Origin of the sequence: Methylocapsa polymorpha (assembly GCF_045689225.1) — a bacterium.
GTDB classification, from domain to species: domain Bacteria; phylum Pseudomonadota; class Alphaproteobacteria; order Rhizobiales; family Beijerinckiaceae; genus Methylocapsa; species Methylocapsa polymorpha.
In genome coordinates, this window is sequence record NZ_CP136862.1 from 3,492,019 (window position 1) to 3,511,159 (window position 19,141).

The 19,141-nt window shown below is 60.6% G+C and carries 17 protein-coding genes; 7 read left to right on the forward strand and 10 right to left on the reverse strand.

Annotated features, from left to right (window positions below; all coding sequences use genetic code 11):
* Positions 1 to 384: 384 nt before the first annotated feature.
* Both RZS28_RS16090 and ilvN read left to right on the forward strand, forming a co-directional pair.
* Positions 385 to 2,145: an acetolactate synthase 3 large subunit gene (locus RZS28_RS16090; protein ID WP_407338742.1), complete on the forward strand. Its 1,761-nt coding sequence runs from the start codon at positions 385 to 387 to the stop codon at positions 2,143 to 2,145.
* Between the two features lie 4 nt (positions 2,146 to 2,149).
* A complete protein-coding gene (gene ilvN / locus RZS28_RS16095; protein ID WP_407338743.1) occupies positions 2,150 to 2,701 on the forward strand; it encodes an acetolactate synthase small subunit in 552 nt (183 codons plus the stop codon).
* Between the two features lie 22 nt (positions 2,702 to 2,723).
* Here the strand turns inward: ilvN and RZS28_RS16100 are convergent, their stop codons facing one another.
* Positions 2,724 to 3,827 (reverse strand): S1C family serine protease, encoded by a 1,104-nt coding sequence (locus RZS28_RS16100; RefSeq protein ID WP_407338744.1) that lies wholly within the window; start codon positions 3,825 to 3,827, stop codon positions 2,724 to 2,726.
* 160 nt (positions 3,828 to 3,987) lie between these two features.
* On the opposite strand from RZS28_RS16100, the gene ilvC reads away from it, so the two are divergent.
* Positions 3,988 to 5,007: a ketol-acid reductoisomerase gene (ilvC, locus tag RZS28_RS16105; RefSeq protein WP_407338745.1), complete on the forward strand. Its 1,020-nt coding sequence runs from the start codon at positions 3,988 to 3,990 to the stop codon at positions 5,005 to 5,007.
* A 51-nt stretch (positions 5,008 to 5,058) separates the two neighbouring features.
* Here ilvC and RZS28_RS16110 read toward each other — a convergent pair whose 3' ends face one another.
* Positions 5,059 to 5,430: a hypothetical protein gene (locus tag RZS28_RS16110; RefSeq protein WP_407338746.1), complete on the reverse strand. Its 372-nt coding sequence runs from the start codon at positions 5,428 to 5,430 to the stop codon at positions 5,059 to 5,061.
* 283 nt (positions 5,431 to 5,713) lie between these two features.
* Between RZS28_RS16110 and RZS28_RS16115 the strand changes: the two genes are divergently transcribed.
* Positions 5,714 to 6,265, forward strand: coding sequence for a hypothetical protein (locus RZS28_RS16115; RefSeq protein WP_407338747.1), 552 nt, complete (start codon positions 5,714 to 5,716; stop codon positions 6,263 to 6,265).
* Positions 6,266 to 6,418: 153 nt separating this feature from the next.
* Here the strand turns inward: RZS28_RS16115 and RZS28_RS16120 are convergent, their stop codons facing one another.
* The 8 genes from RZS28_RS16120 to recA all read right to left on the reverse strand — a co-directional run bounded on the left by RZS28_RS16120 (position 6,419) and on the right by recA (position 16,647).
* Positions 6,419 to 7,486 carry a YcjF family protein gene (locus RZS28_RS16120; protein ID WP_407338748.1) on the reverse strand — a complete coding sequence of 356 codons (1,068 nt, stop codon included), beginning with the start codon at positions 7,484 to 7,486 and terminating at the stop codon, positions 6,419 to 6,421.
* A 109-nt stretch (positions 7,487 to 7,595) separates the two neighbouring features.
* Positions 7,596 to 9,098 (reverse strand): YcjX family protein, encoded by a 1,503-nt coding sequence (locus RZS28_RS16125; protein ID WP_407338749.1) that lies wholly within the window; start codon positions 9,096 to 9,098, stop codon positions 7,596 to 7,598.
* A gap of 461 nt (positions 9,099 to 9,559) precedes the next feature.
* Complete coding sequence (locus RZS28_RS16130) at positions 9,560 to 9,991, reverse strand: hypothetical protein (protein WP_407338750.1); 432 nt, start codon at positions 9,989 to 9,991, stop codon at positions 9,560 to 9,562.
* A complete protein-coding gene (locus tag RZS28_RS16135; RefSeq protein WP_407338751.1) occupies positions 9,991 to 10,662 on the reverse strand; it encodes a hypothetical protein in 672 nt (223 codons plus the stop codon). Before RZS28_RS16135 ends, RZS28_RS16130 begins: the two co-directional genes overlap by 1 nt.
* A gap of 69 nt (positions 10,663 to 10,731) precedes the next feature.
* Positions 10,732 to 11,313, reverse strand: coding sequence for a SixA phosphatase family protein (locus tag RZS28_RS16140; RefSeq protein WP_407338752.1), 582 nt, complete (start codon positions 11,311 to 11,313; stop codon positions 10,732 to 10,734).
* A 423-nt stretch (positions 11,314 to 11,736) separates the two neighbouring features.
* Entirely contained in the window at positions 11,737 to 12,147 is a 411-nt protein-coding gene (locus RZS28_RS16145) for a phasin family protein (protein ID WP_407338753.1), read from the reverse strand.
* Positions 12,148 to 12,417: 270 nt separating this feature from the next.
* On the reverse strand, positions 12,418 to 15,105 hold the full coding sequence (alaS, locus tag RZS28_RS16150) for an alanine--tRNA ligase (RefSeq protein WP_407338754.1): 2,688 nt from the start codon (positions 15,103 to 15,105) through the stop codon (positions 12,418 to 12,420).
* A gap of 468 nt (positions 15,106 to 15,573) precedes the next feature.
* On the reverse strand, positions 15,574 to 16,647 hold the full coding sequence (gene recA, locus RZS28_RS16155) for a recombinase RecA (RefSeq protein WP_407338755.1): 1,074 nt from the start codon (positions 16,645 to 16,647) through the stop codon (positions 15,574 to 15,576).
* 293 nt (positions 16,648 to 16,940) lie between these two features.
* Between recA and RZS28_RS16160 the strand changes: the two genes are divergently transcribed.
* The 3 genes from RZS28_RS16160 to RZS28_RS16170 all read left to right on the forward strand — a co-directional run bounded on the left by RZS28_RS16160 (position 16,941) and on the right by RZS28_RS16170 (position 19,124).
* The gene (locus tag RZS28_RS16160; protein WP_407338756.1) at positions 16,941 to 17,447 is read left to right on the forward strand and encodes a hypothetical protein; all 507 of its coding nucleotides are present in this window, start codon (positions 16,941 to 16,943) and stop codon (positions 17,445 to 17,447) included.
* 106 nt (positions 17,448 to 17,553) lie between these two features.
* The gene (locus RZS28_RS16165; RefSeq protein ID WP_407338757.1) at positions 17,554 to 17,868 is read left to right on the forward strand and encodes a hypothetical protein; all 315 of its coding nucleotides are present in this window, start codon (positions 17,554 to 17,556) and stop codon (positions 17,866 to 17,868) included.
* A gap of 683 nt (positions 17,869 to 18,551) precedes the next feature.
* The gene (locus RZS28_RS16170; RefSeq protein ID WP_407338758.1) at positions 18,552 to 19,124 is read left to right on the forward strand and encodes a hypothetical protein; all 573 of its coding nucleotides are present in this window, start codon (positions 18,552 to 18,554) and stop codon (positions 19,122 to 19,124) included.
* The last annotated feature ends 17 nt before the right edge of the window (positions 19,125 to 19,141 follow it).

Genomic DNA, 19,141 nt, shown 5'->3' on the forward strand with positions numbered 1-19,141 from the left:
TCGAAGAAGAAGGCTTTTATTTCGGATGGGGACGGGAAGAGAAGCCTCTGCCGATGGCGTCGGAAAGACTATTCGTGACCTTTTCAGCCGTAAGGGTCGAGGCTGGTCCATTTTTGTCAAGGGTCCCCAGACGAGGCGTTTGTGCTCCAAATTGCAAGAGATAGCTCATCCCGCGACCCCGGGTGTTGACCCTGCGCGCTTCAGCCGCTATAGGGTGACGGACATTGCATTTAGGATCAAACCGTGAAAATTTCTCTTATCGTAGCTTGCGCGCCGGAGGCGGGACGGAGATAGGCTCCGCAGTCCCGAAACTGGCGCATATCCGAGGCCCTCTGGGGCCTTTTTTATTGCCTGAAGACTGGCGTTCATCCTGGGAGCCAACACATGTCCAATCTGTTGACCGGCGCGGAAATGGTTGTCCGGGCGTTGCAGGATCAAGGCGTCGAGACGATCTTCGGCTATCCAGGCGGCGCCGTGTTGCCGATCTACGACGCTCTATTCCACCAAAGGCATATCAAGCATGTGCTGGTGCGCCACGAGCAAGGCGCGGCGCATGCCGCCGAAGGCTTCGCGCGGTCGAGCGGCAAGGTCGGGGTCCTTCTCGTGACGTCGGGACCGGGCGCCACCAATGCGATCACCGGCTTGACCGACGCTTTGATGGATTCGATCCCGCTGGTCTGCATCACCGGTCAGGTGCCGACGCATCTCATCGGCTCCGACGCCTTCCAGGAATGCGACACGGTCGGCATCACGCGCCATTGCACCAAGCATAATTATCTCGTGCGTCAGATCGAGGATCTCTCGCGCATTCTGCACGAGGCCTTCTATGTCGCCCAGAACGGACGTCCGGGTCCGGTCGTGATCGACATTCCGAAGGATGTGCAATTCGCGATCGGCGCCTATTCCGGCCCGCATAAAATCGAGCATAAGACATATAAGCCGAGGCTCGAGGGCGATCCCGACAAGATCGCCCAAGCGGTCGAGATGATGGCCGCGGCCAAGCGTCCGATATTCTACACCGGCGGCGGCGTCATCAATTCCGGCGTCGAGGCGTCGCATCTGCTTCGCGAGCTTGTCGGCCTCACCGGCTTTCCGATCACCTCGACCTTGATGGGGCTTGGCGCCTATCCGGCGTCGGGCGCGAACTGGCTCGGCATGCTCGGCATGCACGGCACTTTCGAAGCCAATAACGCGATGCACGATTGCGATCTGATGATCGCCATTGGCGCGCGCTTCGACGATCGCATCACCGGACGGCTGGACGCGTTCTCGCCGGGCTCGAAGAAGATTCATGTCGATATTGATCCGTCCTCGATCAACAAGAATGTGAAGATCGATCTCGGAATCATCGGCGATTGCGCCCATGTCCTGCGCCGGATGATCGAATATTGGCGCGCGAAAAAGCTTGCTTCCAACGTTGAGCCGCTCGCCAGATGGCAGGCGCAGATCGACAAATGGCGGGCGCGAAAGTCCCTGTCCTTCAAGGCGTCGAATGAGGTGATCAAGCCGCAGTTCGCGGTTCAGCGTCTTTATGAATTGACGAAAGGGCGCGATGTCTACATCACAACCGAAGTCGGGCAGCATCAGATGTGGGCGGCGCAGCATTACCATTTCGAGGAGCCGAACCGCTGGATGACCTCGGGCGGCCTCGGCACTATGGGCTATGGCCTGCCGGCGGCGATCGGCGCGCAGATGGCGCATCCGGGCGCGCTCGTCGTCGATATCGCCGGAGAGGCTTCAATCCTCATGAATATTCAGGAGCTTTCGACCGCCGCGCAATATCGTCTGCCGGTCAAGATCTTCATCCTCAACAACGAATATATGGGCATGGTCCGCCAATGGCAGGAGCTTCTGCACGACGGGCGGTATTCGGAGAGCTATTCGGAAGCCTTGCCTGATTTCGTCAAGCTGGCCGACGCCTATGGCGCGCATGGCATACGCTGTTCGGACCCGGCGAAGCTCGACGCCGCCATCATTGAGATGATCGACACGCCGAGAACCGTGATCTTCGACTGCGTCGTCGACAAGACTGAAAATTGCCTGCCGATGATCCCCTCGGGCAAGGCGCATAACGAGATGATCCTTCCCGATCAGGACGCCGAAATCGGGAGCGTGATCGACGCTCCCGGCAAGATGCTGGTGTAGCGACATGAATGCTCCCGCGGCCCCCCTCTCGCCTTATTCCTCCGCCGTCGGCAAGTCGAACATCGAGGTGCATACGCTCTCGGTATTGGTCGACAACGAGCCTGGCGTTCTCGCGCGCGTCGTCGGGCTCTTTTCCGGACGCGGCTACAATATCGAGAGCCTGACCGTCGCCGAAGTCGCCCATGCCGAGCACCTCTCGCGCATCACCATCGTGACCTCGGGAACGCCCGAGGCGATCGAGCAGATCGGACATCAGCTGGAGCGGCTCGTGCCGATCCACAAAGTAACCGACCTGACGCTGCGTGGCGGCGCCGTCGAGCGCGAGCTTGCGATGATCAAGGTCGCGGGCACAGGCCGAAATCGCGATGAGGCCCTGCGGCTCGCCGACGCTTTTCGGGCGAGGGTGATCGACGCGACGATCGAGAGCTTTGTCTTCGAGCTGACCGGCAATGTCGGCAAGATCGATCAGTTCATCGAGCTCATGCGGCCGATCGGACTCGTCGAAGTGTCGCGCACCGGGGTCGCCGCGATTTCGCGAGGGCCGAATCCGATTTGAGACCGCTTTCGCGGATCATGCTCTAACCCTGATATCGGGAGACGTCGGCGAGGGTGACCTCAACCGATCTTGACTGATCGCCGCACAAAACGGTCAGCGTCACCGTCTTTCCGACGCCGATCTGCTCGAAAACGCCCGCGAGATCGGTAATGTCGTGAACCGTCTGGCCATTCACCGCGGTGATCACATCTCCGACTTTCGCTTTCCCGGGCGCGACGCCTTCGAGCCCGGCTTTCGCGGCCGGCGAGTCCGGCTGAACCCGCAGGATGACGACGCCGTCGATGCCGAGCCGCGTGGCGGCGGCTTCAGCCGCGGCGACGATTCCAATGCCGGGTATCGGCACATGGCCTTCACGGATGAGCTCCGCCGCAACGCGATTGACGACATCGATCGGTATCGCGATGCCTATGCCGGAGGACGAGCCGGAGCCCGATATGATGGCGCTATTGACGCCGATCAGACGGCCGGAAGAATCGAGCAAGGGACCGCCGGAATTTCCAGGATTGAGCGGCGCGTCCGTCTGGATTCCGCCGACGATCTCATGCCCCGATTCCGTCGGTATCCGCCGATGCAAGGCGCTGATGATCCCCGATGTCAGGGTCTGCTCCAAGCCGTAGGGATTTCCGATGGCGAAGGCCGACTGGCCAACTTGCAGGTCTGAGGAATTGCCGATCGCGATCGGATGAATCGGCGCGCGGGGTCTTTCCAACTGAAGCACGGCCAGATCATACTGCGGGGAGACGGCGATGATGCGCGCGGCGACGGATTCGCCGGAGGGCAGACGCGCGCCGAACTGATTCGAGCCTTTGGCGACATGATAATTGGTTATGACATGTCCGGCGGGGTCCCATATGATTCCGGTTCCCGTTTGAACGACGCTTTCTTCCGGTTCGAGCGTGAAGAGATTCTGCGAACTCGTCTGCGCGAAAATGTAAACGACGGAAGGCGAAACGGTCTGAAACAGCTTGATCGTCGTCCGCTCGGTCTCGGTGAGATCGGCGCGCGGCGCGATCGTCTGCGGCGAAGTCGCGGAGAAGCGCCAGGCGACGAGATAGGGCTCCGCGACAAAGCCTGTCGCCAGCACAAGGAGCCAGATGATCGCAATTTGAAGAAATCGGTTCGTCATAGCATCGTCCCGGACTTGCCGCCCGGCCTGGCGGCGGCGCCTATGCCGCGAACCGTGAAGCGCACGACCACGATCGCCGGATTTCGGACTAGTCTTAAGCTGAAATCCATGCCATTGGGAGCGCCGGAAGGCCGCCGAACGAACGAGGAAACGTCACGAAATGCGCGTTTATTATGATCGAGATGCCGACATCAATCTCATCAAGGGCAAGAAGGTCGCCATTATCGGCTTTGGAAGCCAAGGCCATGCGCATGCCTTGAACCTCAGGGACTCCGGCGTGAAGGAGGTCTCCGTAGCGTTGCGGGAAGATTCGGCGACGGCCAAGAAGGCGGAAGCGGAAGGACTCGAGGTGAAAAGCGTCGCCGACGCCGCCAAATGGGCCGATGTTGTGATGGTCCTGGCGCCCGACGAGCTTCAGCGCGACATTTACGCCGATCATCTCCGCACCAATCTGAAGCAGGGCGCAGCGCTTCTGTTCGCGCATGGCCTCAATATTCACTTCAATCTGATCGAGCCGCGCGGCGACCTCGATATTCTGATGGTTGCGCCGAAAGGTCCCGGCCACACGGTGCGTTCGGAATATAAGCGCGGCGGCGGCGTGCCTTGCCTTGTCGCGGTGGCGCGCAATCCGTCAGGCAATGCGCTCGACCTTGGCCTTTCCTATGCCTCGGCGATCGGCGGCGGCCGCGCCGGCATTATCGAGACGACCTTCAAGGAAGAATGCGAGACCGATCTTTTCGGCGAACAGGTCGTGCTCTGCGGCGGCCTCGTCGAGCTCATCCGCAACGGCTTCGAGACCTTGGTCGAGGCCGGCTATGCGCCGGAGATGGCTTATTTCGAATGTCTTCACGAGGTGAAGCTCATCGTCGACCTCATTTATGAGGGCGGCATCGCGACGATGAATTATTCGGTCTCCAATACCGCCGAATATGGCGAATATGTCACCGGTCCGCGCATCGTGACGCCCGAGACCAAGGCCGAGATGAAGCGCGTCTTGAACGACATCCAGTCCGGCCGATTCACCCGCGATTGGATGCTCGAAAACGAGGTCAATCAGACCTCCTTCAAGGCGATGCGGGCCAAGGCGGCGGCGCATCCGATCGAGGAAGTCGGCGCAAGGCTCCGCGCCATGATGCCCTGGATCGGCGCGAACAAATTGGTCGATAAAGACAAGAACTGAAGGCGCGCAGGTCGCGGCCGTGTCTCCACGGCCTCGACCTGGCTCAAACAGCTAGTCGATATTGACGATTCCGGCTACCTTCTGCTTCAGCCCATCGCGCAAAGCGCCGGTCGGGCCGTCCTGCTCGCCGGCGACCATGACGACCGCCGTGACGGGATTGGTTCCGATGCAGGTGATCGCGGCATAAGCTTGGCCGCTGGTTCCAGCGACCTCGTCGCGACCGAGGCGAATGTTCTGAACGTTCAGGTCTCGCATCGCGTCCTGGGCGAACGAAAGGCATTGGTTGAGTTTGGACGTATGCACTGGCGTTGTCGCCCAGTAAAGCGAGACGGCGCCGGCGGTCCCTGGAACAAGCATCAGCGCTGCGGCTGCGGCGCTGATGAGCTGGCTCCGCTTGCGTTTAGAACTCGTGTTGGTCTCCATCTTTCCCCCTTCGATGGCTTTCCTTGACCCCTCAAAGGTTCATTCGTGGCAGATCGGCCGTCAAGGTCTGGCATAGGTTTTGAACAAGAAAGGAGCGCCGCCGCCCGCGCATGCGATCGTTGGAGCAAAGCTCCGCGCCATGACGTCCTGGATGGATCGGCCCGACAAGCGGGCGGATAAGGAGAAGATCCAGAACTCAGAGCTCAACCTCATCCCGAGGGGCCGTGAGAGCGGCGTCGTGGAAACCCGCAAACGCAAATCAAGCAGATAGGCGGATGTTTTATTGGCCGTTGTTTGGAGGATTGAGCCGACCTCTCATGATCCGCGCCAATTGCAGCCCTACCGCGATCAGCGCAATAAACAATCCGAGCAGGGCGCTTTTAAAGGCCCCTTCCAAGAAAACGGAATCGACAACAGCCGCGTTAGAGTTTCTATCCCCCAAAATAATGCCGAAGAGCACCGGCGCTATGAAAATCAGGGTCCACGTATATCGCTCCCAAAAGCTCGCTCGGTCTTCCGTTCCGCAAAGGTCTATAAGAAGCTTTTTCAATGGCGTGCGGAGAAAAATGACCGGCGCCATCGCAACCGCGCCGCCCATAACGATCTCGATCAAAAATCTCATTTTCAAAGCTTTGAAAATTACGCGATCGAAAGACGGCAGCCTCAGCGCCGAATTTTAGGGATTGATGATTTTCTCCGCATAGGCGTCATATTCCTTGCGGGTGCGGAAAATCGAAAAAGCGCGACCGCCCTCTTTCGTGTCGATCGTTTCGACGACAATCAGGTTTTCGGCGGTTTTCTTGTCGACGGCGCCTTCGGCCCGAACGATTTTTGAGCCTACGACGAAAGTGATAGGGGCTTGGATCAGGGCCATCGGACATCTCTTCGAGCGGTCGCCTTAGTCCGGCGCGCGGGTTAATCCCAGCTTAGGCGCATCGGCTCGGAAAAGATACCGAACTCTTGCCCCCGATTTCGATCGGCTCTCTCGTCAGCCCTTGGCGTCCGTCTTGCTGAACAGGAAAGGCGCGACCTCGCTGACGCCCGGCGCGCGTCCGCTTGAAAAGGGCAGCGGACGGCAGACCGCCATCGCGGAAAGCCCCACGCGCGCCGTCAAGAGCCCGTTCAACACGCCTTCGCCGAGACGGGCGGACAATTTGGCGGCTATCCCATGGCCGACGAATTGCTGCAGCAGGCTGTCGCCCGCGGCCATGCCGCCGGTGATCGCTATATGCGCTACGATGGAGCGAAGCAGCTTGAGAAAGCCGAGGAGGCCGGGCCGCCCACCGTAAATCGCGGCGATGCGCCGGATCAGGCGGATCGCCTGCGCTGCAACGAAGACCACGTCGATGATCGCCCTCGGCGCGAGCGCCGTCACCATTGAAACGCGCTTGGCCGCGTTCGCGATTTCCTGCCGGACGTCCGCGTCGAGAGGCGCGATGAGCGTGCGCTCCGCTATGTCGATGAGATCGCGTCCGTCGACGATGTCATGCGCCAGCTGGCGGAGCTGGGTGCGGGCGCGGGCGGTCTCTGGCCTGGCGACGTAGAGAGCGGATAGTTCGCGGACGAGGCGGCGGGCCTCCTTGAAGTCGTCTTTCTCCCTCGCTCGCGCGAGCCCGATATGGAGCTCGGCGATGTGGCGCTGCCGCAGGACGCTCGCGATCTCTCGCCCGGCGAGGACGAAAAGGGCGACGCCAGCGAGGCCGGCCAAGACGACGGCGATGGCGCCGAAGGTCGGCGCGCGCGCGAAGAGGGCGTCGACAAGCTGGGTCAGCTGAAGGCCGAAGCCGAGCGAAACGAGCCCGCCCAAGGAGGACCAAAAAACGCCCGACCAGGAAAATAGCGAGCGCGCGACAATGCCTTTTTTCTGCGCGACCTCGACCGCGACTTCGTCCGGATCCGCCGCCGCCGCTGCGGCTGCCGCTTCTGCTTCGAATGGGTCGATAAGGGTTTCGATCACCGTTGCGCCGCGCGGCTTATCGTCGGGCGACCCGGTGAAACTCAAGCTCATCTCGTCGAGGCGGAAGGCGCGCGGCGGGCGTCTCTTTTCAAGCGTCACGGGACAAACCTCTTGGAGCGCCTCCTGATCGGATGGAATCGTCCGATCAAAAAGGAATCACTCAATATCAAAGAGTTGGAGCACGTTCTGATCAAATGAGTCGACTCCATCATATCAGCCGGTCGCCGAAGAGGAACTGAAGCGCGCGATCTAACCGGATATGGGGAGGCGGAAGCGAAATTCCATTCTGACCGCGAGCCGGGATTGGCGGACGGAAGCGAACAAAGCGGTAATCGATCTGATCGGCCATGACGGCGAGCGGCTCGCCTTCGAAGACCAGCTTCGGATTGCTCGGCAGTTCGCCCGGAAAGATCGCCGCCTCCGACTTTCCGTCGAAAACCTCGTCGCCGATGCGTTCGCGATCGAGCGGCGTGCCGATCACGGCTTCAAGCGCAGGGCCGCCATGGCCATTGACCTTGGCTTCGCGGGTCGCCCGCACGGCGGCGAGCGCGATCACGTCGACCTCGGCGCCAACCAACTCGACGCGGGCGATGGCGCGCGAGGTCAGATGGCGCAAGATCGCCTCGAGCCTGTCATGGCTCGTATGGTGCAGATGATCAGCCTTGGTCGCGGCGAAGAGAATTTTGTCGATCTTCGGCCGGAAAAGATTCGACAGCACATTGCCGCGTCCGGCCCGAAACGCGGCCAGGACATCGGTCAGAGCCGTTTCGAGGTCGCGGACCGCCGCTGGTCCCGCATTAAGCGCGGCAAGCGCATCGACCAGCACGATCTGCCGATCGAGCCTGGCGAAATGATCTCGAAAGAACGGTTTGACGACATGGGCCTTATAGGCCTCGTAGCGTCGCTCCATCATGGCGGCGAGCGAATCCTGCGGATAGATCTCGCCCTCTTCGACCGCGAGCGGCGCGAAGGTGAGGGCAGGCGATCCTTCAAGGTCCCCGGGCATCAGGAAGCGGCCGGGGGGCAGGCTGGAGAAGCTATATTCATCGGCGCGGCAGGCCCGCAAATAAGCGGTGAAAAGCTCAGCCGCGCCGCGTGCGTCGTCTTCATTCGCCTTGGTCCGGGGGTCTGTGCTCACCGCGAATCCGCGCCATTGCGCCGCGAGCGGCGCGCGCGCCGCGCTCGCGGAGGCGACGAAGGCCTCGCGCGACCATTGCGCGAAGGATTTAGAGAGCAGTGGCAGATCGAGCAGCCATTCGCCGGGATAATCGACGATGTCGATGGCGAGCGATTGCCGCCCAGGCCGCAGGCCCGCTTTCTGTTCGAAATCGAGGCGCAGCCGCAATTCGGAGATGCGCCGCGTCGATTGCGGCCAATGGCGCGCCTCAATGCGTCGATCGGGCCCTGTCAGCGCGGCGATATGGTTTTCATAAGCGAAGCGCGGAACGGCGTCGTCCGGCTGCGGCTCGAGCGTCCCGCCGATAAGCCGTCCTTCGGCATGGACCCGGAAAACGGGCAGGGTGTTCCGGCGTCCGCGCAAGGCCGGACTTGTCGCCTTGGTCAGATGTTCGACGAGCGCCGTGATGAAGACTGTTTTGCCTGCGCGCGACAGTCCGGTAACCCCTAACCGAATGTGCGGACCGCTGGCGTATTCGGCAAGGCTCTGCGCGACGGCGCGCGCTTCGAACAAGAGATCCGAGATCAAGGGCAAAGCAAGAATTCCGGCCGGGTTTCGACGGGATGAACTCCGATAGATGGTCGCAAAATAGTTAAAAGAGACTCGATCTTCGACATCCGATATGCGCGGTTCAAGCCCGGTCTCCCAGCAGAAGATTTCCCGTCGCGATCAGTCCAGCCGAGCCGTTTCCCTTGCGGTCGGGACAGGTTTGTCCAACGCAAAGGCGATAAAACAGGGATATGGAGCAATTTCCAGCGAAACGGAAACCTGTGCCCGATGCAAACATTCGGCGCATGGAATCTTTAGAACTCTTTTAGGCGGGATCGGACAGGGAAGAGGCCCGCAACTTAGCGGCGCTTCGCTTTTCTGTCATGTTCATTCTAGAGCATGTTCCGAAAAAGTTGATCGACTTTTTCGATCAGAACATGCTCCAACTCTTTGAAATTTGACCGATTCCTTTTCCATCAGATGATTCCATCTGATCGGGAGGCGCTCTAGGGCCGATTTCGATTATGTGAAGCAGCTTCTCTATCCGCGAAATCGGGAAGCTCCCGCGATCTGGGTCTGGGCATTTGCCCGCTCGAAGCGCCGTCATTGCGCTGCGTCGCCAGCTCCACCGCGGCCGCAATCAAATCCGCCCGCGCCGCCAATGGGCCGATCTCGACCTTGGCCATGTTGAGCATCAGCCGCGGAAGATTTGCCCCCGGCGTCCCATCCGGAGAAAAGAGCCTCAGATCCTCATCGGGATCCGAGGCGACGCCATCGATCGCGCGCAGAGCGTAATTGCGGATTCTTTGACTTTCGTCTGGACATGTTGCGCCGCCTGTCGGAGCGGCGCGCAGGACGGGCTCAAGCGCGGCGAGCTTGATCGGAGCGCGGCCGATCTCCACCTCGCCCATGCCGACGGCGATCTCCGGCGCGCGCATCAGCGGCGCTGGCCGATCCGCGACGACCGACCGATGCAAGGCCGCGATTTTGCGGCCGTTGGCGAGGCCCGGCCTATGCGCGGCGAGCCAGCGCGCGCGGAGCGTATTGGGCCGATGCCGTGAAGCGCCAAGGCGCTCGCTCCGCTGGCGATCCGCGCCCTCGAGGCGCCTCTCCGGCCAGCGCTAGCGGCGGCTGCGCTTCCACATTGCGCGGGCGCCCAGCGCGACAGGATCGCCAGCGCGGAATGGCGGCCATAATCGAGGTAATATCGGCGCAGCAAGATCGTTGCGACGATTGCGCCCTCAATCGCGGAGGCGAAGGCGACATGGCCCTCGGCGTCCGCGGCGATCTCGCCGGCCCATCCCGCGCGCTTGATGCACCAATAATTATTGAGCTTCACGCAGCGGGCGACGGCCGGCGGGTCGGGGCTTGCGGCCAGCTTCATCAGGGAGTCAGGCGGCAGGTCGAGGTTTCCCGTCGCCTCGATCCGCCAATTCGTCACGGCCCGATCTGCTGGACGAAATTTCGCTTCGGGCAAGACATCGGCGACTGACATATGGCGCAAGGTCGCGAGGACCGGAGCAAACCCATGCAGCTTCGCATCCATTTGGCTTGTTGCGGCTGCATCGCTCATCAGCAAGGCCAAAAGACCGAAAATTTCAGGAAGCATGCACATGCCTCGTTGCCGGCGAAAGCCCGACAGTCTCGCTTCTATCTCGCGCCGCACCGACTGTGGGGCTTAACCAGACAATGTAGCGAGGGTCACGAAACGGTCGAGCGTGCCGCCGCGGGAGCGCGCTTCGCTCCAATCATCCTCGTGAAAATCGATCACGGCGAGACAGGGCGCCGGGAACTGACTGCGCATTCTGGCGAGACCAGCGCCTTCCCCATCCTTCGCAAGAGCGTTCGCGACCTCGGCGAGGCTCGGGTTATGCCCCACAATCAGCAAGGTTTTGACAATCGCCGGCGCCCGCGCAAGCGCGTCCAGGAGCGCGCTCAGGCTGGCGCTGTAAAGCGAAGGTTCGATTGCGGTCGAAAGCTCGCGCGCCAATTCACGCTCCACGATCTCGAGAGTCTCGCGCGTTCGCCGAGACGGCGAAACGAGGACGAAGTCGGGAGCGAGACCGGACTTGCGAAAATATGCGCCAATGCGCGCCGCGCCGGCGCGGCCGGCTGCGGTTAGCCGCCTTTCGATGTCGCCGCTGGCCGCGTGAGCGACGGCCTCGGCGTGGCGAAGGAGAAGGAGCCGCAGCATGAGGCAAGCCAAAGCTTGATAGCAGGATGAATGCCGGATGGAAGCAAGAGCCCGAAGCTTTTTCATGTTTCCGCGCCATATGGCAATATGAAAGAGCGGCTGTTCGCAATTTAGCCAATAGTTTTGTGGCGCGACCGCCGTGCTCTGCGGGATATGCGAGAGCCTTCTCTCGAACAAAAGACGCCCGACGCCGCGGCAACGCACAAATCTTATGTTGCGATTAGACATTATCGCCAGCCACCCGGCTCTTTGAAGAGCCCGAAACGATCCCCTTTCATGGCCTTATTGCGATACGGGGAATATCGAAATTTATGCAGTTGAGGAAGAATGGGCGCTGTTTGCTCCGGCGAAGCGGATTAACGAATGACGCTCTAACAGCGAAACCCGCCGCTTTTTGAGCAGCGGGAAAAACAAGACTTCGGCGTCATCCTAACGATGCGCTGACGGGCGTCATAACTCATCGTCGCTTCGCGCCTTAATGGATTGCCGTCATTCCTTGCGCACGGCGTCAGACAGGCGCTCGACATTCGCCGCGACCGCTTTACGCGCCGCCTCGGTGGTCTGCACCGCGGCATCTACCGATTTCGTCCACGCTTCTTGATAGGTCTTCGTCAGCTCGATCGGAAAAGCCGCGAACAGATCGCTAAATTTTTTGGTGTGTTGGGCGGCGTGCTCAAAAGCCTCTTTCACAAAGCTCGTCTGTATCGCGAGTATCTCCTCAAGGCCATGCGCATTGCGCAATTTTTCGATGGTCTCGGTTGCGTGTTCAAGGGACTGTTTGGACATCTGCGCGATTTCGCCGGCAAAAGCCTGGAATTTCTGGGATGTGGCCGTCACTCCGTTCACCGCTGCATCGATGCCGGCTGCGGCGGGCTTCCCCTGCGGATCCTGTTGAGCCATTTCTCTCTCCTTAAGCTTTGGGCGCCCTCCGGCATCGAAGGGGGGCGTTTCCAAAACGGCTCAGGACCAAATGGGTTGCATCGGGACCTGAAACTTGTCGCGGATTCGAACGTATATGACTCTCTCATGACGGTTACGGCTCGCCCGACTGGAGGCCAGGGTCGTATTCCGAGGCCGAAGCGCGAGGGATGCGCCTAAACCGGACGAATTGCGAGCGCAAGTCCTTCCGTCACGGCGCGGTCGCGATCCCGCCTTTGGCTGGCGCCGCCGTTAGGCCGCACGCGTGCTGCTCCGTAAAGCGTCGCCGACGGCGGCGAGCGCCGCTTCGCTGGCGGCTCCGTTCGGACCGCCGGCCTGCGCCATGTCGCGTCGGCCGCCGCCGCCCTTGCCGCCGAGTTTCGCGGCGGCGGCGCGCACCAATTGAACGGCGTCGAAACGCTCCGTCAGATCCGCAGTGACGCCGACGACGACGCCGGCCTTTCCATCCGCGTCGACGCCGACAATGGCGACGACGCCGGAGCCGACGCTTTGCTTCGCTTCGTCGGCGAGCGATTTAAGATCCTTCATCTCGATCCCTGAAACAGCGCGGCTGAAAAATCTGACTCCGTCAATCTCCTCCAAAGGATGCGCCGCTCCCATGCCGGCGCCGCCCATCGCCAGCTTCTTGCGCGCGTCGCTCAACTCGCGTTCGAGCTTGCGGCGCTCATCGATGAGGCTCTCAAGACGCTTGACGGAGTCCTCCTCCGGCGTCTTGAGAAGGTTTGCGACGTCATGCAGACGCTTCGCCTGCGCATTGAGGTGGCGGCGCGCTTGTGTCGCGGTCTTGGCTTCGATTCGCCGCACCCCGGCGGCGACCGGGCTTTCGCCCAAGATCGCGATGAGACCTATGTCGCCTGTGCGCGCGACATGCGTGCCGCCGCAAAGCTCGATCGAAAAGGCGGACTCTGCAGCCGCGCCGCCCCCATCCTCAGGATGCGCATAGCCCATCGAGACGACTCGGACCTCGTCGCCATATTTCTCGCCAAAAAGCGCCCGCGCGCCGGCCCCGATAGCCTCCTCGACTCCCATGAGCCGGGTGACGACTGGAGCGTTCTCCAATATGGCGCGATTGGCGATATCCTCGACGCGCGCCAGTTCCTCCGCGGCGATCGGCTTTGGATGCACGAAATCGAACCGCAGGCGATCGGGGGCGACCAGCGATCCCTTCTGCGCCACGTGATCGCCGAGGACCTGGCGAAGCGCCTCATGAAGGAGATGGGTCGCCGAATGATTGGCGCGCACAGCGGTGCGGCGGTCGTGATCGACAACGAGCTCGACCGGACGTCCCAGTTCGACAATCCCTTCCTCGACCACGCCTTCATGAACAAAAAGATCGCCAAGCCTTTTCTGAGTGTTGGCGACGCGAAAGCGCAGGCCGCTCGCCAGGATGATGCCTGTGTCGCCGACCTGACCGCCCGACTCGCCATAAAAAGGGGTCTGATTGAGGATGACGGCGCCGGCGTCCCGGGCGTGGAGCTGATTGACCTCCTTGCCGTCCTTGAGCAGCGCGGCGACAATTCCTTCGGCGCGCTCCGCATCATAGCCGAGGAAATCAGTTGCGCCGATTTTGTCCTTGATCGAGAACCAGATGGTTTCGGTCGCCGCCTCGCCGGAGCCGGCCCAGGCCTTGCGCGCCTCGGCGCGCTGGCGCTCCATTTCCTCGCTATAAACCTCGGTGTTGACGGTGTTCGAGGTCGCTCTCAGCGCATCCTGCGTGAGATCGAGGGGGAAGCCGTAGGTGTCGTAGAGTTTGAACGCGATCTTCCCGTCGAGCTCGTCGCCCGGCTTCAACGACGCTCTTGCCTCATCCAGGATTTCGAGACCTCTCTTAAGTGTGATGCGAAAGCGCGTCTCTTCGAGGCGCAGCGTTTCGACGATCAGCGCCTCGGCGCGCAAAAGCTCGGGATAGGCTTGGCCCATCTCGCGCGAAAGAGCCGGAACGAGCCGCCACATCAGCGGCTCCTGCGCGCCGAGAAGCTGGGCGTGACGCATGGCGCGGCGCATGATGCGGCGCAGCACATAACCGCGCCCTTCGTTCGAGGGCAGGACGCCGTCGGCGACGAGAAACGCCGAGGCGCGCAAATGGTCGGCGATGACCCGGTGGCTCGCCTTTTGCTGCCCGTCCGGGTCGACGCCGGTCGCCGCCGCCACCGCGAGGATCAAGGCGCGCATCAGATCGATGTCGAAGATCGAATCCACGCCCTGCAGCAAGGTCGAGATACGTTCGAGGCCCATGCCGGTGTCGATCGACGGCCGCGGCAGAGCTATGCGCTCGCCGGAGCCAAGCTGCTCATATTGCATGAACACGAGGTTCCAGAATTCGAGAAAGCGATCGCCGTCTTCGTCGACGCTGCCGGGCGGCCCTCCATAAATCTTGTCGCCTCGATCCAAGAAGATTTCGGAACAAGGTCCGCAGGGCCCGACGTCGCCCATAGCCCAGAAATTGTCGGACGTCGGAATGCGGATGATCTTCGAATCCGGGAAGCCAGCGATCTTCCTCCAAAGCTCATAAGCCTCGTCGTCGGTGTGATAGACCGTGACAAGCAGCTTTTCCTTGGGCAAACCCAAAACCTTCGTGATGAAGGTCCAGGCGAATTCTATCGCCTCGGCTTTGAAATAATCGCCGAAGGAAAAATTGCCGAGCATTTCGAAGAAAGTGGCGTGCCGCGCGGTATAGCCGACATTGTCGAGATCATTGTGCTTGCCGCCGGCGCGAACGCATTTTTGCGCCGTTGTCGCGCGCGCATAGGCGCGCTTTTCGACGCCGGTGAAAAGGTTCTTGAACTGAACCATGCCGGCGTTGGTGAACATGAGGGTCGGGTCATTGCGCGGCACGAGGGGCGACGAGGGGACGACCTCATGTCCGCTCCTTTTGAAAAAATCGAGAAAGGCCGACCTGATCTCATTGACGCCGTTCATGTCTATCTTACCTGTCTGCGCGCTCTAGAGCGCGTCCCGATCGGATGGAATCGTCCGATCGAAAAGGACCCGCTCAAATTCAAAGAGTTGGAGCATGTTCTGATCGAAAAAGTCGATCAACTTTTTCGGAACATGCTCGAACGCCGCGGTTGCGCCGGCCATGAAAGCAAAGCGCCAGCGCGACTGGCGCAAGCGCTGCGCGGGCTTCCGCTCATGAAAACATAAGCGCTATTTTAGAGCATTTCCCGCGCATCGGGAAACACGCCTGCCGCCGGAGCCGATCGGCGCGGGCGGCGATCGCTCTCGATGAGTTCAGTCCGCGATGGGCGTTGGCCTAACGCTCTCGCTCGTCTCGCGTCCAACTGAGAGCGCTCTAAGCCGTGGCGACGCGGCGCCGGAACTCTTGGCGCTCATTAAGAGCTCGAGCGGATGGATCGAGGCGCCGGGAGCGATTCGCCTTCAGCCGCCTCATTCCTCATCAGCGGCGCTGGGATCGACCTGGTCGAGAATACGGTCCGCAATAAGCCCGGAATTTTCTCGGATGGCCTGCTCGATCCGATCCGCGATCTGCGGATTGGCCTTGAGGAAGTTTTTGGAGTTCTCCCGGCCCTGGCCGAGCCGCTGGCTGTCATAGGAAAACCAGGCGCCGGACTTCTCGACGACGCCGGCCTTCACGCCAAGATCGATAAGCTCGCCCGTCTTTGAAACGCCTTCGCCATACATGATGTCGAATTCGACTTGCTTGAAGGGCGGCGCAACCTTGTTCTTCACGACCTTGACGCGGGTCTGATTGCCGGTGACTTCGTCATGGTCCTTGATTGATCCGATGCGGCGGATGTCGAGCCGGACCGAAGCGTAAAATTTCAGCGCGTTGCCGCCTGTCGTCGTCTCCGGGCTGCCATACATGACGCCGATCTTCATCCGGATCTGATTGATGAAAATGACCATCGTGTTGGATCGCGAGATCGATGCTGTGAGCTTGCGGAGCGCTTGGCTCATGAGACGCGCCTGAAGGCCGGGTTGGGCGTCGCCCATCTCGCCTTCGATTTCCGCGCGGGGAGTGAGAGCCGCGACCGAGTCGATGACCAGCACGTCGACCGCGCCGGAGCGCACCAGCGTATCGGTAATTTCCAGGGCCTGTTCGCCAGTATCGGGCTGCGAGATCAGGAGGTCCTCGAGATTGACTCCGAGCTTTCGCGCATAGACGGCATCGAGCGCATGCTCGGCGTCGATAAAGGCGCAGACGCCGCCTCTCTTTTGGGCTTCGGCGATGACATGCAAGGTCAAGGTGGTCTTGCCCGACGATTCCGGGCCGTAGATCTCGATGACCCTTCCGCGCGGCAGGCCGCCGACGCCCAAGGCGATGTCAAGTCCGAGCGAACCGGTCGGAACGGTTTCGATCTCGACCGCCTTTTGGTTCTTGCCGAGCCGCATGATCGAGCCCTTGCCGAAGGCGCGTTCGATCTGGGAAAGAGCGGCGTCGAGCGCCTTGGTTTTGTCCACGGACGATCCTTCCACGAGGCGAAGATTCGCTTGGGTCACTGAATTATTCCTTCTGGCATGAGCAGGGCATAGAGCGCAATGAAAGCCGCGATAGACTTAGATGTACCCTGTTTGTTCTCTCACGCAAGTTCTTTTATGCGCCAATTCTGCATTTGCCGTAATAAGAATAAAAATGGTTAAGGAAGCCGAGAAAACGGAACCGGGGTTGCCTAGCTGACCTGCCGGAAGTCAACTTGACCCTTGATATGATTAGTATGAGAGCCGCCGTGGGCACAGGATTTGCTTTTCATCCTGAAATCCCGGACCAAATTCGAGATGATGCGCGATCGCCCATGCCAGAAACGAATGAACCGATAAAGCTTCGGACCATCAAGGACAATCTCATCGATTTCGGCGAAGTCCTGCCGGAAGTGAACGAGATCCTGCAGCGCGGCGTGTCGCTTTATCGACATGATCCGGCCGGGGCCGATCTCGCCTTTCGCGAGGCCCTCGCGTTGCGGCCCGAGGCTTTGCCGACCTATTTGTGCCTCTACAAGATCCACACCTATCAGGGCAATCTCGACGAGGCGCTGGCGATCGCGCAGGCAGGCCTCGCCGAGGCCGCGCGGCAGGCGGGGCTCGATCCGGATTGGACCCTCTGGAAGCCCGGCCAAATTTCCTCCGACGTCAATGGGCCGGGCCATTTCGGCCTTTACACCTTGAAGGCTCTGGCCTTCATTCATTTGCGCCGGGACGAGAACGCGATGTCGCAGCGCTGCCTCGACAAGATCGCAGAACTTGGCGCCATGGAGACAGTCGGCGGCAGCGTCATCGCCGCCCTGGCGGCGGGGGTTGCCTGATGCGAAAATGAATTGCGTCCGCGCATGGTCGTGATTTATGGAGTTTTTTTTTCGAAGCGTTGCGCTGATGATGCGCGCGACGATCAACAAAGGGTGAGCAGCTAGGATGCAAACCACATTTATCAGAACCACTTCGGATGGCCGCAAGGTGGAGGTTATCGGGCCACATGTTTGCGTCGACGGCAAGCCCGTCGCCGACTCGCTCGTGGACGTCAAGACTCATCCGAACAAGGAGCAGATCCTTTTCGCGCTCCCGAATGCGGCGTTTATGGCTGGCCCGGTCGTTCTGACCGCCGAGGAAGCTTCCGTCGTGCGCGGCGCGCTCGCGGCGGCGAAGGATCCTCTGACCGATCGCATCGAGATCACCGAGCGCTTCCGCAAAGCCTGGAACGCGCGCAACCATGAAGCGGGAATTGAGTAGCGACCGTCGCCGATTTATCCTGAAAATTGGCGGTTGGATCGGCGATAGGAAATGGATGCTTGCCGCCGTCCGATTTGCGCCGGCAAGCAAAATCAGATTGAGCTGAACGCATTTTGCGCTCATGCCAAATTACTTTGATTACGACAGATCGGTGCTTGTCGCGTGACACGGCGGACAGCGAGTTCCGCGGCGAATGGATGAACTTGCGACAGCAATGCAACCGCGTTTGCGAATTGAAGATGCGGTTGGGGAACGCTTGGCGGCGTGAACGGTCAGATGTTCTCCGGAGGATTGGGTTCGGCGGCGGCCAAAGCGTGATGTAGTCCGGGACGGTACGCCTCATGAGGCGTATCCAATATGATGCGCGACGCAGTCAAAGCGGCGACGCCTCCCCATCGATTTCATTCCAGTTATATTTTGGTTGAATCCAGCGGCAAAAGTTCACAGCTGTGGAACAAATGGCCGAATGGATACGTTTGGCCGAGGCGATGTTCGCTAATTTCGCTATTTGGGGCGGAGCCGACTAGGCGTCGGGGGCCTTCGGCAAGGACTATATTCGTCGATTCTCCCACGCGTTGAGAGTTGAACGCCGCGATGTCAGGCGCGCGGCCAACTTCCAATGCGAAATTTCACTGTTAGCTCATCGCGCGATGCGCCTCAGGGTTTCATGCAGGGAGGGGAGCATGAAAGACGGGAAACTCGCGACAATTTTTGCAGGTTTGCTGCTGGCGCTTTTGGCGCCCGCCGCCGCATCGGCGCAAACTGCGTTCGCAACCTCCAATTACCGTCCTGGGGGGCAGACTCTTCTGCATGGGCCGGGGCCCATCGAATTGGGGGAAAGCATTCTCCAGATGCCAGTTCCCGATGGGATCTACGTCATCAACGCCAAGACGTCGATAATAAACGCCGCCATCGACGCCCAGAGCGGAAATTGCAAGCTCTGGGTTCTGATTGGCGGATTGGGGCCTAATGGGACTGTGCTTTCCACCAGCAAGCTTGTCGTGATCGATCAGACCGAGTTCAGGATCGGCCGTAAAGACGGCGGGAGCCAACAGGCCGTCGCCCTTCAGGCGGCGTTCAAAATCGTTGGGTCGTCATCCGCGTCGAGCAAAAACAACAATGTGATCGGCGTGGCTTGCCGTGCTTACAACGGGATCGCGGTCGATTCCGTTCTCACGGCCGTCCAGATTCTTGGAGGCGTCGTGACTCTCCAGCCGGCCGAATATGAAGCGCCACCGCCCCCGCAGCGGTTCTGAGGCTAACACTGGCGAGC

What these genes read in the sequence shown, in the direction of transcription:
- RZS28_RS16170 (WP_407338758.1), top strand. Translation starts at nt 18,552, where the DNA reads ATGAAAGACGGGAAACTCGCGACAATTTTTGCAGGTTTGCTGCTGGCG.
- RZS28_RS16135 (WP_407338751.1), bottom strand. Translation starts at nt 10,662, where the DNA reads ATGCTTCCTGAAATTTTCGGTCTTTTGGCCTTGCTGATGAGCGATGCA.
- RZS28_RS16165 (WP_407338757.1), top strand. Translation starts at nt 17,554, where the DNA reads ATGCAAACCACATTTATCAGAACCACTTCGGATGGCCGCAAGGTGGAG.
- RZS28_RS16100 (WP_407338744.1), bottom strand. Translation starts at nt 3,827, where the DNA reads ATGACGAACCGATTTCTTCAAATTGCGATCATCTGGCTCCTTGTGCTG.
- ilvC (WP_407338745.1), top strand. Translation starts at nt 3,988, where the DNA reads ATGCGCGTTTATTATGATCGAGATGCCGACATCAATCTCATCAAGGGC.
- RZS28_RS16140 (WP_407338752.1), bottom strand. Translation starts at nt 11,313, where the DNA reads ATGAAAAAGCTTCGGGCTCTTGCTTCCATCCGGCATTCATCCTGCTAT.
- RZS28_RS16110 (WP_407338746.1), bottom strand. Translation starts at nt 5,430, where the DNA reads ATGGAGACCAACACGAGTTCTAAACGCAAGCGGAGCCAGCTCATCAGC.
- RZS28_RS16145 (WP_407338753.1), bottom strand. Translation starts at nt 12,147, where the DNA reads ATGGCTCAACAGGATCCGCAGGGGAAGCCCGCCGCAGCCGGCATCGAT.
- RZS28_RS16090 (WP_407338742.1), top strand. Translation starts at nt 385, where the DNA reads ATGTCCAATCTGTTGACCGGCGCGGAAATGGTTGTCCGGGCGTTGCAG.
- RZS28_RS16130 (WP_407338750.1), bottom strand. Translation starts at nt 9,991, where the DNA reads ATGCGCGCGCCGGAGATCGCCGTCGGCATGGGCGAGGTGGAGATCGGC.
- alaS (WP_407338754.1), bottom strand. Translation starts at nt 15,105, where the DNA reads ATGAACGGCGTCAATGAGATCAGGTCGGCCTTTCTCGATTTTTTCAAA.
- ilvN (WP_407338743.1), top strand. Translation starts at nt 2,150, where the DNA reads ATGAATGCTCCCGCGGCCCCCCTCTCGCCTTATTCCTCCGCCGTCGGC.
- RZS28_RS16160 (WP_407338756.1), top strand. Translation starts at nt 16,941, where the DNA reads ATGCCAGAAACGAATGAACCGATAAAGCTTCGGACCATCAAGGACAAT.